This is a genomic window from Antrihabitans auranticaus (assembly GCF_016481275.1).
Taxonomy (GTDB): Bacteria; Actinomycetota; Actinomycetes; order Mycobacteriales; family Mycobacteriaceae; genus Antrihabitans.
Map to the genome: position 1 here is coordinate 251,028 of NZ_JAEMNW010000001.1, position 13,168 is coordinate 264,195.

The following is a 13,168-nucleotide window of genomic DNA, read 5'->3' on the forward strand; positions in this document are numbered from 1 at the left end:
GAATTGATTACGCCCATCCCGTCGTCCGGACAACGCCGAAGGGGCGGTCCGGATAACCGAACCGCCCCTTTCGGTGGCAGTAGAACTGCGGATGGATCAGATGCGGCGGGCCGCCATGATGGACATCGAGTGCAACGGCGCGTACTGCACCGGCGTGCCGGAGGTCGACGCGTGGATGATGTTGCCGTTGCCGGCGTACATCGCGGCGTGGCCGCCACCGTTGTAGATCAAGATGTCGCCGGGGCGAAGGTCGTCAAGCGAAACCGCGTAGCCGGCGCCTGCCTGCGAACCACTGGTGCGCGGCACGCCGATTCCGGCCTGGCTGTACGCCCACTGGACGAGACCCGAGCAGTCGAACGCGTCCGGGCCGGAGGCGCCGTAAACATAGGGCGAACCGAGCTTGGACTGCGCCGCGGCAAGCGCGCGCTCTCCGACTGCCTGGACGGGCGCGATGGGGGTCGGCAGAGCGAACGGGGCGGGCAGGTTCGAGATGCCGGGGATGCCGGCGACACCTGGGATGTCGACAACTCCGAAGCCGGGAACGTCGACCGGTTCGGCCATCGCGGGGGCGGCAGTCGGGACAATCATCGCGCCGAGTGCGAGGGCCCCGGCGACGGCAGCCCGACGCGCGGGTCGATGCGTGGTGTTAAGCGCCATGAAAAGTTGTGCTCCGTTTCTTCCGTTCGTCCACCGGCCGGGTTAGCTGACGGGTTCGGGCTCGGAAGTGCCCTACCCACCGAGTCGCGCTGTACGCGGTCCGGCGGGATTCACCCCAGTCGAAACCTGGGTTCCCGGCTCGTTCGCTCATGAGAGCGTCCGATTAGGCGGTGACCTGCAGTGCTGCACGAGGTAGTCCAGCAAGACTCTGCAATGTCTCGAAAAGATTACGAAGCGATATCTGCCGCGTCTAACCGTCGACCGCCGATTCGCTGTCGGCGGCTAATTCAACTTTTGATCGGTGCGACCGCCGTCACGTTTTCGCCGTTCGGAGGTTTCGCCGGGGCAGCCACGGGGAATAGAAGGGGGGAGCAAACGCAATTCGAGCGCATATGCACTGCCTTATCTCAGGCAGTATTCAGCACATCACTGCAGGTCAGTGACATTTTCTCGCAGCCTGGAACCAACTGGTCGGTTACGCGGTGGGCAATCGGCTGGAAATTCGGACAAATCCACGCCCGCACGCAAGAACGTCGATTGCCGACTCGGGGAGCATTGATTCATTTCGTCGATGACTGTGATCCGCGCCTCCAATCGCAGCCAGAGCCGTTATTTGGCGAATGATCACGTAAAAGCATTCGCGAATACCGCGAATTCGAATTTGCGCGATCAGGACTATTCGCCGCGGCGCGTCCACGAGAGCCTGTCGGTGCCCGGTCCTACTCTGACGTTCGTGAGCTTGCCGATCCCCTGGGACAGTCGTCCGAGACGCGCGTCGAGCTCCACATTCTCGGGATACGACCAGGTTGCCGGCTGGCAAGGTCCCGCGCGCCAGCTCGCGTTCGACGAACTGGACACTCCCCTCTGCGATACGACGTTCGTCGTCGTCGACCTCGAAACGACCGGTGGGAGCAGCGAGAACGACGCCATCACCGAGATCGGCGCGGTCAAGATCCGCGGCGGTGAGGTTATCGGCGAACTCGCGACCCTCGTCGATCCTGGCCGCTCGATTCCGCCTCTGATCGTCGAGATCACCGGGATCACCACCGCGATGGTGATGGGCGCGCCCACGATCGATCGCGTGCTTCCCAGCTTCCTCGAGTTCGCGAAGGGCGCCGTGCTCGTGGCGCACAATGCGCCTTTCGATGTCGGTTTCCTGCGTGCCGCCGCGGCCGAACGCAACATCCCATGGCCGCAGTTCAAGGTGCTGTGCACTGTGAAGCTCGCGCGCAGGGTGCTCACCCGCGACGAGGCACCGTCGGTCAAGCTCTCCGCTCTCGCTTCGCTCTTCCGCGCGACGACCCAACCTACGCACCGGGCACTCGACGACGCCCGCGCAACCGTGGACGTCTTGCACGCTCTACTGGAACGCATCGGCAATCAAGGCGTCCAGAGCTACACCGAACTCGTCGACTACCTGCCGGCCGTTTCTGCCGGCCAGCGGTCCAAGCGCGGGCTGGCGGCCGGCCTACCGCGAACTCCGGGGGTCTATCTGTTTCGTGGGCCCGGCGACGAGGTCCTCTATATAGGCACCACCGTCAACCTGCAGCGACGCGTGCGCAACTACTTCACCGGCTCCGAGACCCGTGGCCGGATGAAGGAGATGGTGGCCCTCGCCGAGCGGGTCGACCACGTCGAGTGCGCGCATTGGCTCGAGGCGGGGGTACGGGAGCTCCGCCTTCTGGTCGCGCACGCCCCGCCGTACAACCGCCGTTCGAAGTTCCCGAAACGCGCATGGTGGGCAACGCTCACCGACGAGGCTTTTCCGCGATTCACCCTGACGCGCAAGGCCAGCGCAGGCTCACTGGGCCCGTTCGGATCGCGCGCGCACGCAGCCGATGTGACGGCCACGATCGGCGAGTTCTGCGGCATCCGTACCTGCACCGCTCGCATCCCGGCGGGCGAAATGCACGGTAGGGACTGTCCCTACGCCGTGGTCGGCGGTTGTCCCGCATCGGCACGTCAGGCCTTCCAAACGGCCGAAGAGTACAGCTGCTCGGCAGCGGCGGTCCGCGACCTGATCGCAGGTCGCGACGACGAACCGCTCCGGCGCATGCGACACCGGATCGAACAGCTCGCGGACGCCGAACTCTTCGAAAGTGCTGCGCGCCTTCGCGATCGGGCCGCGGAGGTCGTCCACGCAGTGCGTCGCGTCCAACGCCTTGCGGCAATCGCGGCGATCACCGAACTGATCGCCGCACGGCGTGCTCCCGACGGCGGCTGGGAAGTGGTGGTGGTCCGCTCGGGAAGGCTCGCGGCCGCTGGAGTTGCCGCTCGCAACGTCCCGCCGATGCCGGTGATCGACGCCATCGCCGCGAGCGCGGAAACAGTGATCCCCGACGACTCTCCACTACACGGTGCCCTGGCCGAGGAGGTCGGGCTGGTCGCAAGTTGGCTCGATACTCCCGGCGTGCGCATCGTGCGCACCACCGAGGGATACGCCGAACCCGCCTACGGCACCGGCCGCTGGCTCGGTTGGGCGGAATTGGCTCGCGATGCGGTCCGCGCGGAGTCCGCCGGTGCCACCTACCTGCGCCTGGCCTGACGATGCCAGGCCTAGGCTCTGATTCAGCCGCCGAAACGAAGGGGTTCCATGATCACCGCCATTGTCCTGATCCACGCAGACGCCGCACGCATCCCCGAAACCGCGCAAGCAGTCGCAGACACGTCCGGCGTGGCGGAGGTCTACTCGTGCGCGGGTGACGTCGACCTGATCGCGATCGTCCGGGTCCGCGATCACGAACAGATCGCAGGCGTCGTGACCAGCGGAATCAACAAGATTCCCGGTGTCACGAAGACGGCGACCCACATCGCGTTCAAGTCCTATGCGAGCGCTGACGTGGAAGCCGGATTCTCCCTGGGCGACTAATCCGAGCCGAGTGCTGCGGTCAGCGTCTTCCAGCGGTCGAGCAACGCCGTCGCCGCACCGTTGTCCAACACTTCGGCGGCACGTTCGATGCCGCGAGCCAGAGCAGCCTCGAGGTTGTCGCCCACACCCTCGAAGGCCGCGATTGCACCCGCCGCGTTGAGGAGGACCGCGTCCCGGACCGGACCTTCGACGCCCGCGAAAACCGCGCGCGCAACTTCGGCGTTCGCCTGCGCATCTCCACCGCGAAGCGCGTCGAGGGGAACCCGGGCGATGCCGAGGACGGTCGGGTCAAGCGTGTACGGCGTCACCTTGCCGTTTTCGACCACGAGAACTTCGGTCGTCGTAGATGTCGTCATCTCGTCGAGGCCGTCGTTTCCACGCACGACGAGAGCGCTGTTGCCCCGATCGGCGAAAACGCCGGCAATGACGGGCTGCAGATCTGCAAATGCGCAGCCGACCAGGCCCGCGCGCGGCTGTGCGGGGTTCGTCAGCGGTCCGAGGACGTTGTAGACGGTCGGGATGCCGACCTCCTTGCGCGCCGGACCGGCAAAGCGGAGCGCGGGATGGAAGACCGGTGCGAAGCAGAACCCGATGCCGACCTCCTCGACGCAGCGCGCGACGCTCTGCGGCCCGAGGTTGATCTTGACGCCCAGCGCCTCGAGCACGTCGGCACCGCCGCTTTTCGACGATGCCGCACGGTTACCGTGCTTCACGACCCTGATGCCCGTGGCCGCAACCACGATTGCGGACATGGTCGAAATGTTCACGGTGCCGGATCGATCGCCACCCGTGCCGACCACGTCGACCGCGTTGTTGTCGACGGGTACGGGCCGGGAGTGGGCGAGCATGCCCTGCGCCAGCCCGATCAGTTCCTCTGGGGTGGGCCCTTTCATCTTCAGGACCACGCCGAACACACCGATCTGAGCGGACGTCGCGTTGTCGGACATGATCTCGTTCATCGCCCACGCCGCGTCAGCGCTGGACAGGTCGCGCTTGTCGCTCAGCAGACCGAAGATCTGCTGCCAGCTGCGCACGGAATCGCCTTCACCTGAGATCTCGAGGCCCGTCGTCATCGCGCGCACCCAGTCATTCGTCGCCTGCCCTCCAGGAATCGTTGCGTGCAGCTTAGTCAGCCGCCCCTCAGGACTCTTTACGGAGGGAATCGGCACCGGGTTGAAGCGACAGGGGTTGAAGCACTTCCCAACCCAGGCAGTTGCCGTCGTTGCGTTGGGCGAGACCGACCATCCGCGACCGTTCCTGGGAACAGTGCAGCGCGTCGACGAGTTGCACCCGCTGCAGCGCCAGCGCCACCATCCCGGCAACCGGCTCCGGAATCGGTTCCAGAGGGCGGTAGTCCTCTTGCGCGGCAACGGCAATGACGCCCGGAACGGCGGCGGCGGGCAGCTCGAGCCGGTGCCGCAACACCGCTTCGCGCGCCGGATCCGGCAGCGGCGCACCGCCGACCGGGCGCAGCAGCGCCTCCGAACAGGCCTCCGCATCGTCGAAGCTCGCGGCGACCACGATCAAGTCCGGGCGTCCTGGATCGAGAGATTCGCGGCCGCCGCGGCGCGGCAGCAAACGCCGCCACCAACGGTCGGCGCGTCGTATTCCAGTCATGCCTGCAACCATCGCATGGCCGTCGACCTGCACAAATACCGAGGCTGACGACGCAGACAAAAATCTTGGCGAACCAATTTTCCACCCCCGCACATCTTTCGTACTACGACGGGTCATACTTCTCTTGTGACGACCGCAGTAGGCACTCAAGGATCGGCAATCACCCAGCGCGTGCACTCGCTGAACCGACCCAACATGGTCAGCGTCGGTACCATCGTCTGGCTGTCGAGCGAACTCATGTTCTTCGCAGGGTTGTTCGCGATGTACTTCGTCGCGCGCGCCCAGGCACCGAGCGGATGGCCGCCGGAGCCGACAGAACTGAACATGAAGCTCGCGATCCCGGTTACGGCCGTGCTGATCGCGTCGTCGTTCACGTGCCAAATGGGCGTCTTCGCCGCAGAGAAGGGTGATGTCTTCGGCCTGCGCCGCTGGTACTTCATCAGCCTGATCATGGGCGCGATGTTCGTCGCCGGTCAGGGCTACGAGTACTACCACCTGGTTCTCGAAGGCACGTCGATCTCGAGCAGCGTCTACGGCTCGGTCTTCTACATCACTACCGGCTTCCACGGCTTGCACGTCATCGGCGGTCTCATCGCCTTCATCTTCCTGATCGCCCGCACGATGGTCAGTAAGTTCACTCCAGCGCAGGCCACCGCCGCGATCGTCGTCTCGTACTACTGGCACTTCGTCGACATCGTGTGGATCGGGCTGTTCGCGACGATCTACTTCGTCCGCTAGCACCACACCAACCAGTCGGCCCGTCGGTCCCCCAACAGCCCCCGCGACAAAAAGGGATACCAGATGAGTTCCTCCCCACCGTCAGAAGCAGAGCCAAGCCGCCCGGGTGACACCCGAGCGGCCGCAAAGGTCCGTCGGCAACGCAAGCTTCGGCGCCGCGTTGCAGGTGCGATGGTCCTTCTGCTCGGCCTCGCGGGTGCTGGGCTTCTCGCCTCCGTGTTTACGCCGACCCCCCAGGTCGCAACCGCGGACAAGGATCAGCAGGCGCTGATCCGCGAAGGCAAGCAGCTGTACGACACCTCGTGCATCACCTGCCACGGCGCAAACCTGCAGGGTGTGACGTCGCGCGGCGGCCCGAGCTTGATCGGCGTCGGTGAGGCAGCGGTCTACTTCCAGGTCTCCACCGGACGCATGCCCGCAGCTCGCAACGAAGCGCAGGCCGAACGTAAGCCGGAGAAGTTCACGTCCGAGCAGATCGACGCGATCGGCGCGTATGTCGCGGCGAACGGTGGCGGCCCCAGCGTCGTGCGGGAGAAGAACGCCGAAGGCGAAGAGGTACTGGCAATGCAGTCGTTGCGCGGCAACGACATTGCCCGCGGTAGCGAACTGTTCCGCTTGAACTGCGCGTCATGCCACAACTTCACCGGTCGCGGCGGCGCCCTTTCCTCCGGAAAGTACGCTCCCCCACTGGTCGAACCGAACGAGCAGCAGATCTACACCGCGATGCTGACCGGACCGCAGAACATGCCGAAGTTCTCGGATCGCCAGCTCACGCAAGAAGAAAAAGAAGACATCATCGCCTACGTCAAGTCAGCGACCGAGACCTATCCGCAGGGTGGATACGGCCTCGGCGGATTGGGCCCGGCAACCGAGGCTCTCGCGATTTGGGGCATTGGAATCGTCGCCGTCGTCGGCGCAGCACTGTGGATCGGAGCAAGGTCATGAGCGACGCCGGACACGGCGCTGACGAGCCCAAGAAGGACTACACCCGCGAAGAGCTCGAGAACATGAGCAGCGAGGAGTTGTTCAAGCTTGGCACCGCGCTGGACGGGGTGGATGTCGTATTCCGCCGCGACCGCTGGCCGGTCAAGGGCACGATCGCCGAGAAGCGAGCCGAGCGAGCCATTGCTCTCTGGTTCACGATCGCCGGGCTTTCGGGCCTGGCATTTGCGGCTGCCTACATCTTCTGGCCATGGGAATACCGTGGTCAGGACGACGACGGCTACATCATGTACACCCTCGCGACACCGGTCTACGGCCTCACTCTGGGCCTCGCGGTCCTGGCCATCGGCATCGCGGCCGTGCTGTACACGAAGAAGTTCATTCCCGAAGAGGTCTCGATCCAGGACCGCCACGACGGTGGTTCGACCGAGGTCGACAAGAAGACCGTCGTCGCCGTCCTCGGTGACTCGTTGCAGACCTCGACGATCGGCCGTCGCAAGATGGTCATCGGCAGTGGTCTCTTCGCGGTCGGCGCAGCCGGTCTCGCCGCGGTGCTCCCCTTCGTCGGGTCGATGATCAAAAACCCGTGGGCCAAGGGCGACGATTCGCCGCTCTGGGTCTCCGGCTGGACCCCGAAGTTCAAGGGCGAAGCGATCTACCTGCGTCGCGACACCGGTCGTCCGCACGATCCGGTCGAGCTCGTCCGTCCGGAAGATCTCGATGCCGGCGCGATGGAAACCGTATTCCCCTTCCGCGCAACGGATCTCGTCGACGATCCGCACGACGACCCGCACGGCGAGTCGAGCGAGGAGAAGCTCTTCAAGGCGCTGCGCGGTATTCGCAATTCCGTGATGCTGATCCGCCTCCGCACCGACGACGCCAACAACGCGATCAAGCGTGAGGGCCAGGAAAGCTTCAACTACGGCGACTACTTTGCGTACTCGAAGATCTGCACGCACCTCGGTTGCCCGACCTCGTTGTTCGAGCAGCAGACGAACCGCATTCTCTGCCCCTGCCACCAATCGCAGTTCCTGGCAACGGAGTTTGGAAAGCCGATCTTCGGACCCGCGGCCAGGGCATTGCCCCAGTTGCCGCTCACTGTGATCGACAAGGGACCCAACGGCGAGCCTGGACCGTTCCTCGTTGCCGCTGGTAACTTTATAGAACCCCTCGGTCCGGCATTTTGGGAGCGCGAAACAACATGAGCATCAAGGAAGCCGTAAACCAGAAAGCCGCCGACCAAGCCGAGGCAGTCGACTCTCGCTACCACCTCGCCGCCGGCCTTCGACGCCAGGTCAACAAGGTATTCCCCACGCACTGGTCGTTCATGCTCGGCGAGATCGCGCTGTACAGCTTCATCGTCCTGCTGTTGTCCGGCGTGTATCTGACCCTCTTTTTCGACCCGTCGATGGCCGAGGTCACCTACAAGGGCGCCTACGAGCCGCTGAACAACGTCGAGATGTCGAAGGCGTACGCGACTGCGCTCGACATTTCGTTCGAGGTCCGTGGCGGTCTCTTCGTCCGCCAGGTCCACCACTGGGCAGCTCTGCTGTTCGCGTGCTCGATCATCATTCACCTGCTGCGCATCTTCTTCACCGGCGCGTTCCGTCGTCCGCGTGAAGCCAACTGGGTGATCGGCTGCCTGCTGCTCGTGCTCGCCATGTTCGAGGGCTTCTTCGGCTACACCCTGCCTGACGACCTCCTGTCCGGCACCGGTCTCCGCGCCGCCATGGGCGGTATCACGATGAGCATCCCGATCATCGGTACGTGGTTGCAGTTCGCGCTGTTCGGCGGGGACTTCCCAGGCACGATCATCATTCCGCGCCTCTACATGTTCCACATCTTGTTGTTCCCCGGCATCATCCTGGCCCTGATCGGTCTGCATCTGGCACTGGTCTGGTACCAGAAGCACACGCAGTTCCCCGGCCCGGGACGCACCGAGAGCAACGTCGTCGGCGTTCGGATCATGCCCGTGTTCGCTCTGAAGGGCGGCGCGTTCTTCGCGCTGGTCGTCGGCATCATCGCGCTGATGGGCGGTCTCGTTCAGATCAACCCGATCTGGAACCTGGGGCCCTACAACCCCGCTCAGGTTTCGGCAGGATCGCAGCCTGACTTCTACATGATGTGGACGGACGGCATGGCCCGCCTCTGGCCGGCGTGGGAAATCTATCCATTCGGTCACACCGTTCCGGCTGTGTTCGCTGTCGCTCTGATCATGGGCTTGGTCTTCGGTTTGCTCTTCGCCTATCCGTGGATCGAAAAAGCGCTGACCAAGGACGACGCGCACCACAACCTGCTGCAGCGCCCGCGTGACGTTCCCGTCCGCACCGCCATCGGTGCAATGGCCGTCTCGTTCTACCTGCTGCTTACACTGGCGTGCGTCAACGACATCATCGCGCTGAAGTTCGACATCTCGCTGAATGCGACGACGTGGATCTTCCGCATCGGCTGCCTCGTCGTCCCGCCGATCGCCTACTACGCCGCCTACCGCCTCTGCTTGGGCCTGCAGCGCGCGGATCGTCAGATCCTCGAGCACGGCATCGAGACGGGCATCGTCAGGCGTCTGCCGCACGGCGAGTACATCGAGGTCCACCAGCCGCTCGGCCCGGTCGACGAGCACGGCCACCCGATCCCGCTCGAGTACCAGGGTGCCGCGGTTCCGAACCGGATGAACAAGCTTGGGTCTGCCGGCAAGCCAGGATTGGGCAGCATGCTGCGGCCCGACCCCAAGCACCAGGCCGAGGCGATCATCGCCGCCGAGCACGAAGCCGAGCACCGGCAGCTTGCGATCCTGCAGGCCTACCAGAACAAGGTGCATGGCAACCGCAACGGCTCCTCACCCAACGGGTCGTCGGGCAACGGGTCGTCCGGTAACGGCGACAGCCACCACTGATCCGCAACGCGTCGTAGAAGGGCCCGAGTCCACACGGACTCGGGCCCTTCTGCTGTGTACAGCCCCATACGCCCCCTCCCCCACCGAGACGTGCGTAACGTGTGCTGACGTGGCCGTAGCGCGCTTGTGGTCGATCACCCTGGACTGCGATGACCCCGGGAGCCTCGCGGGCTTCTGGTGCGCGCTCCTGGACGGTGAGATCGCTGCCGCTACGGAGAAGTTCGTCGCGGTTCGCACACCTCATCTGCTTCTGACCGCCATTCGAGTACCCGACTACCGACCGCCCTCGTGGCCTGAGAACACCGTGCCCAAACAAATCCACCTGGATATCGCGGTTGACGATCTCGACGCCGCAGCCGACCGCGCAGTGAGCCTCGGCGCAACCCTCGTCGCCTTCCAAGCTGCACCCGACCGGTGTCGAGTCCTGCGCGACCCTGCCGGTCATCTCTTCTGCGTTTGTATTCCGCCGGCAGGCATGTAACCCGTCCAATCCCGAGAAGGAGCCCTATGAAGGCCGTCAGCTGTCAGAACGGCGACCTCACGGTCGTCGACCGCCCGACGCCTGTGCCTGGGCCCGGCCAGCTACTGATCGAGGTGCTGCGCTGCGGTATCTGCGGCTCGGACCTCCATGCGCGGCGTAGTTGCGACGAACTGGCCGACATCGCAGCCGAGATCGGCTACGACGGTGTGATGCGGTCGGACCAGTCCGTCGTCATGGGACATGAATTCTGCGGCGCGATCCTCGAGCACGGACCGAAGACTCGCAAATTCGACAAGAGCGGCACGCGGGTGGTCGCGTTTCCACTGCTGCGGTCGGGCGATCAGGTCCACACCACCGGCCTGTCGGCCGCAGCGCCCGGCGGCTACGCCGAGCAGATGCTCGTCGAGGAGTCGTTGGCGCTCGCTGTGCCCAACGGTCTGTCGACCGAAATGGCTGCTCTGACAGAGCCGATGGCGGTCGGCTTGCATGCGGTACGGCGCGGGCAGGTCGGCAATGGGCAGGTTGCCATCGTGATCGGTTGCGGACCAGTCGGCCTTGCCGTAATCGCCATGCTCAAGGCGAACGGTGTTCGCACCGTCGTCGCGAGCGACTTCTCTTCGGGCAGAAGGACTCTCGCACGTACCTGCGGCGCCGATATCGTCATCGATCCTGCCGTGGACTCACCGTTCACCGCCACGACGGGCCACGGACATTTCGACAGTGCACCCGCGTTGTTCGATCTCGCCGTCTCGAGCATGGAGAAGCTGCGTCGAGTCCCGCTGTGGTGGCACGTCTTCCGCGCCGCGGACGTAGCCGGGCTGACCACACCCAAGCATCCCGTGGTGTTCGAATGCGTCGGAGCTCCCGGCGTACTGGAGAACCTGATCAGCGCAGCTCCGATCGCAGCGCGCATCGTCGTGGTCGGCGTGTGCATGGAAAAGGACAAGATCCGCCCGGCAATGGCGATCAACAAGGAGGTCGACCTGCGGTTCGTGCTCGGCTACACCCCGTTGGAATTCCGGGATGCCCTCTACCTGCTCGCCGACGGCAAGGTCGACGGCAGACCCGTATTCACCGGCGAGGTCGGCCTCGCGGGCGTCGAGAACGCGTTTGCCACGCTTGCAGATCCGGAAACGCACGCAAAGATACTGATCGACCCTTCGAGTGGCGCGACCGAACCGCAACTCGCGAAGGCCTAGAAAGTGCTCGAGGGGTGCCTGGAGATCCAGGCACCCCTCGAGGTAAGTCAGTTGCGGGTCAGTGCTTCTCGGGTCCGATGTGGTACTCGAAGAGCAATCCACCGACCGCGAACAGCACACACAGGACGCCGACCGCGATGAGCCACGGCTCGAAGAACGCCAAGCCTGTCGCCGTCAGTGCGGCCGCAGCAGCCAGCGTGACGGGCCAGAAGCTACCCGGGCTGAAGAAGCCGAGGTCGCCGGCGCCGTCGATGATCTCGGCATCCTCGTAGTCCTCAGGACGCAGGTCCAGACGCCGTGCGACGAAGCGGAAGTACGTGCCGATGATCAGGCACAGGCCGCCGGTGAGCACGATGGCGGTCACGCCGGCCCACTCGACACCTGTCCGCGATACGCCGGTGAAGATCGCGTAGATGACGGCAACGAGAAAGGCGAACAGCGTCAACAGCTCGAAGAGTCTTGCTTCGATCTTCATCGAATTCGCGTCCTTACTGAGATTTCCTGTTGGTCAGGTCGTGAGCCGGATCAGTTGTCGTCGCGAACGACAACGGACTTCAAGTCGCGCTTGGCACTGAAGGGGTACGTCGTCGTGGCGGTCGGGCTGCAGAGCTCACCGCACTCCGGGTTCTCCTCGCCGAGCTTGGTCAGCGACATTGCGTTGGAAAGACCCGACATCCGGTACTCGACATACTTGTCGAACATCTCGGGCTCGATCGCCCGGACCTCGAAGTTCATCATCGAGTGGAACGTGCCGCACATCTCGGCGCAACGACCGACGAACGCACCGGTCCGTTCGATCTCCGTGATCTGGAAGACGTTCTCCGAGTGGTTCTGCTCCGGGTTCGGGTTAACGTCACGCTTGAACAGGAACTCCGGCACCCAGAAAGCGTGGATGACATCCGCGGAAGCGATGTGGAACTCGATCACACGGTTCGTCGGGAGGACGAGAACAGGGATCTCTTCGCTGGATCCGATGGTCTCGATCTTGTCGTAGCGCAGGTAGGAAAGGTCGTACGGATCCTTGCCGTGGACCGAACCGGGCCGCGGGTGGCCTTCTTCGTTCGTCCGCTCGGCCGCCTCGGCAGCCGCGTCGTCGAGCACCTTCTCGGCTCCCTGGTCCGAGAGATCCGGCTCGGTGGGCGTGCTGCGGTAGCCGAACTTCCAGTTCCACTGGAATGCCGTGACATCGACGACGACCGCGGGATCACGATCGTTCGTGTTCACGTCGTTCTGCACGAGAACGGTGAAGTAGAAGAGGACCGCGATGATGACGAACGGCGCTGCGGTGTAGCTCAATTCCAGCGGCACGTTGTAGCCCGTCTGGCGGGGGAAATCGGGGCTGTCGGCCTTCTTGCGGTGGAAGGCGACGGTCCAGAACGTCAAGCCCCACACGATGACACCCATGACGAGCGCCGCAATGACCGACCACGTCCACAGTTCACGCATTTGGTGCGCTTCGGGGGTGACGCCGGAAGGCCAGCCGAAGCGGAGGACCTCGTTGTCGATGGAACAACCCGAAAGCACCAACGCGGAGAAACCGAGGGATGCAGCTAGCCCGGCTCGCCGAAGTATCCGACTGTGCGCCACGTTCACGCCTTCCTTTATCGCCGCTTTTCGATGGCCGAGTTACGAGTGCAAGCCACCCGGGATGGCTCGAATACTACGCAGCGTAGACCAAGTCCGGGGGCGGTTCGGCGTTGGGTCTGGACCGACACTCCGGACCGGTTACGGCATACTCGGCGTGGAGTTTCGGCGAAACCCCCGCTCCTGGG

The 13,168-nt window shown here is 64.3% G+C and carries 13 protein-coding genes and 1 riboswitch; of the genes, 8 read left to right on the plus strand and 5 right to left on the minus strand.

Annotated elements, in window-relative coordinates; all coding sequences use genetic code 11:
- Positions 1–96: 96 nt before the first annotated feature.
- Positions 97–657 carry a C40 family peptidase gene (locus tag JGU72_RS01050; RefSeq protein WP_199681904.1) on the minus strand — a complete coding sequence of 187 codons (561 nt, stop codon included), beginning with the start codon at positions 655–657 and terminating at the stop codon, positions 97–99.
- 15 nt (positions 658–672) lie between these two features.
- Positions 673–837: riboswitch (cyclic di-AMP (ydaO/yuaA leader) on the minus strand.
- A 670-nt stretch (positions 838–1,507) separates the two neighbouring features.
- Between JGU72_RS01050 and JGU72_RS01055 the strand changes: the two genes are divergently transcribed.
- Positions 1,508–3,202: a DEDD exonuclease domain-containing protein gene (locus JGU72_RS01055; RefSeq protein WP_233531338.1), complete on the plus strand. Its 1,695-nt coding sequence runs from the start codon at positions 1,508–1,510 to the stop codon at positions 3,200–3,202.
- A gap of 48 nt (positions 3,203–3,250) precedes the next feature.
- Positions 3,251–3,526 carry an Lrp/AsnC family transcriptional regulator gene (locus JGU72_RS01060; RefSeq protein ID WP_199681906.1) on the plus strand — a complete coding sequence of 92 codons (276 nt, stop codon included), beginning with the start codon at positions 3,251–3,253 and terminating at the stop codon, positions 3,524–3,526.
- Here the strand turns inward: JGU72_RS01060 and trpD are convergent.
- Positions 3,523–4,599, minus strand: a complete 1,077-nt coding sequence (gene trpD, locus JGU72_RS01065) for an anthranilate phosphoribosyltransferase (RefSeq protein ID WP_199681907.1) — start codon at positions 4,597–4,599, stop codon at positions 3,523–3,525. The two genes, JGU72_RS01060 and trpD, sit on opposite strands and share 4 nt — an antisense overlap.
- Before the next feature lie 67 nt (positions 4,600–4,666).
- The gene (locus JGU72_RS01070; RefSeq protein WP_199681908.1) at positions 4,667–5,143 is read right to left on the minus strand and encodes a hypothetical protein; all 477 of its coding nucleotides are present in this window, start codon (positions 5,141–5,143) and stop codon (positions 4,667–4,669) included.
- A 126-nt stretch (positions 5,144–5,269) separates the two neighbouring features.
- Here JGU72_RS01070 and ctaE point away from each other — a divergent pair, with 126 nt between their 5' ends.
- From ctaE to JGU72_RS01100, 6 genes are all read left to right on the plus strand, one after another.
- On the plus strand, positions 5,270–5,881 hold the full coding sequence (gene ctaE / locus JGU72_RS01075) for an aa3-type cytochrome oxidase subunit III (RefSeq protein WP_199681909.1): 612 nt from the start codon (positions 5,270–5,272) through the stop codon (positions 5,879–5,881).
- A gap of 63 nt (positions 5,882–5,944) precedes the next feature.
- Complete coding sequence (gene qcrC, locus JGU72_RS01080; RefSeq protein WP_199681910.1) at positions 5,945–6,826, plus strand: cytochrome bc1 complex diheme cytochrome c subunit; 882 nt, start codon at positions 5,945–5,947, stop codon at positions 6,824–6,826.
- Positions 6,823–8,028, plus strand: a complete 1,206-nt coding sequence (qcrA, locus tag JGU72_RS01085) for a cytochrome bc1 complex Rieske iron-sulfur subunit (protein WP_199681911.1) — start codon at positions 6,823–6,825, stop codon at positions 8,026–8,028. Before qcrC ends, qcrA begins: the two co-directional genes overlap by 4 nt.
- Complete coding sequence (gene qcrB / locus JGU72_RS01090) at positions 8,025–9,716, plus strand: cytochrome bc1 complex cytochrome b subunit (protein ID WP_199681912.1); 1,692 nt, start codon at positions 8,025–8,027, stop codon at positions 9,714–9,716. The genes qcrA and qcrB overlap by 4 nt, the downstream gene beginning before the upstream one ends.
- 109 nt (positions 9,717–9,825) lie before the next feature.
- Positions 9,826–10,197, plus strand: a complete 372-nt coding sequence (locus JGU72_RS30510; RefSeq protein WP_307828256.1) for a VOC family protein — start codon at positions 9,826–9,828, stop codon at positions 10,195–10,197.
- A 26-nt stretch (positions 10,198–10,223) separates the two neighbouring features.
- The gene (locus JGU72_RS01100) at positions 10,224–11,396 is read left to right on the plus strand and encodes a zinc-binding dehydrogenase (RefSeq protein ID WP_199681914.1); all 1,173 of its coding nucleotides are present in this window, start codon (positions 10,224–10,226) and stop codon (positions 11,394–11,396) included.
- Between the two features lie 58 nt (positions 11,397–11,454).
- On the opposite strand, the gene JGU72_RS01105 is transcribed toward JGU72_RS01100, so the two are convergent.
- Both JGU72_RS01105 and ctaC read right to left on the minus strand, forming a co-directional pair.
- Positions 11,455–11,871, minus strand: a complete 417-nt coding sequence (locus JGU72_RS01105) for a cytochrome c oxidase subunit 4 (RefSeq protein ID WP_199681915.1) — start codon at positions 11,869–11,871, stop codon at positions 11,455–11,457.
- Positions 11,872–11,921: 50 nt separating this feature from the next.
- Positions 11,922–12,989, minus strand: a complete 1,068-nt coding sequence (ctaC, locus tag JGU72_RS01110; RefSeq protein ID WP_199681916.1) for an aa3-type cytochrome oxidase subunit II — start codon at positions 12,987–12,989, stop codon at positions 11,922–11,924.
- Between the last annotated feature and the right edge of the window lie 179 nt (positions 12,990–13,168).

What these genes read in the sequence shown, in the direction of transcription:
- JGU72_RS01050 (WP_199681904.1), bottom strand. Translation starts at nt 657, where the DNA reads ATGGCGCTTAACACCACGCATCGACCCGCGCGTCGGGCTGCCGTCGCC.
- JGU72_RS01060 (WP_199681906.1), top strand. Translation starts at nt 3,251, where the DNA reads ATGATCACCGCCATTGTCCTGATCCACGCAGACGCCGCACGCATCCCC.
- trpD (WP_199681907.1), bottom strand. Translation starts at nt 4,599, where the DNA reads ATGACGACGGGCCTCGAGATCTCAGGTGAAGGCGATTCCGTGCGCAGC.
- JGU72_RS01070 (WP_199681908.1), bottom strand. Translation starts at nt 5,143, where the DNA reads ATGACTGGAATACGACGCGCCGACCGTTGGTGGCGGCGTTTGCTGCCG.
- qcrC (WP_199681910.1), top strand. Translation starts at nt 5,945, where the DNA reads ATGAGTTCCTCCCCACCGTCAGAAGCAGAGCCAAGCCGCCCGGGTGAC.
- qcrA (WP_199681911.1), top strand. Translation starts at nt 6,823, where the DNA reads ATGAGCGACGCCGGACACGGCGCTGACGAGCCCAAGAAGGACTACACC.
- qcrB (WP_199681912.1), top strand. Translation starts at nt 8,025, where the DNA reads ATGAGCATCAAGGAAGCCGTAAACCAGAAAGCCGCCGACCAAGCCGAG.
- JGU72_RS01100 (WP_199681914.1), top strand. Translation starts at nt 10,224, where the DNA reads ATGAAGGCCGTCAGCTGTCAGAACGGCGACCTCACGGTCGTCGACCGC.
- JGU72_RS01105 (WP_199681915.1), bottom strand. Translation starts at nt 11,871, where the DNA reads ATGAAGATCGAAGCAAGACTCTTCGAGCTGTTGACGCTGTTCGCCTTT.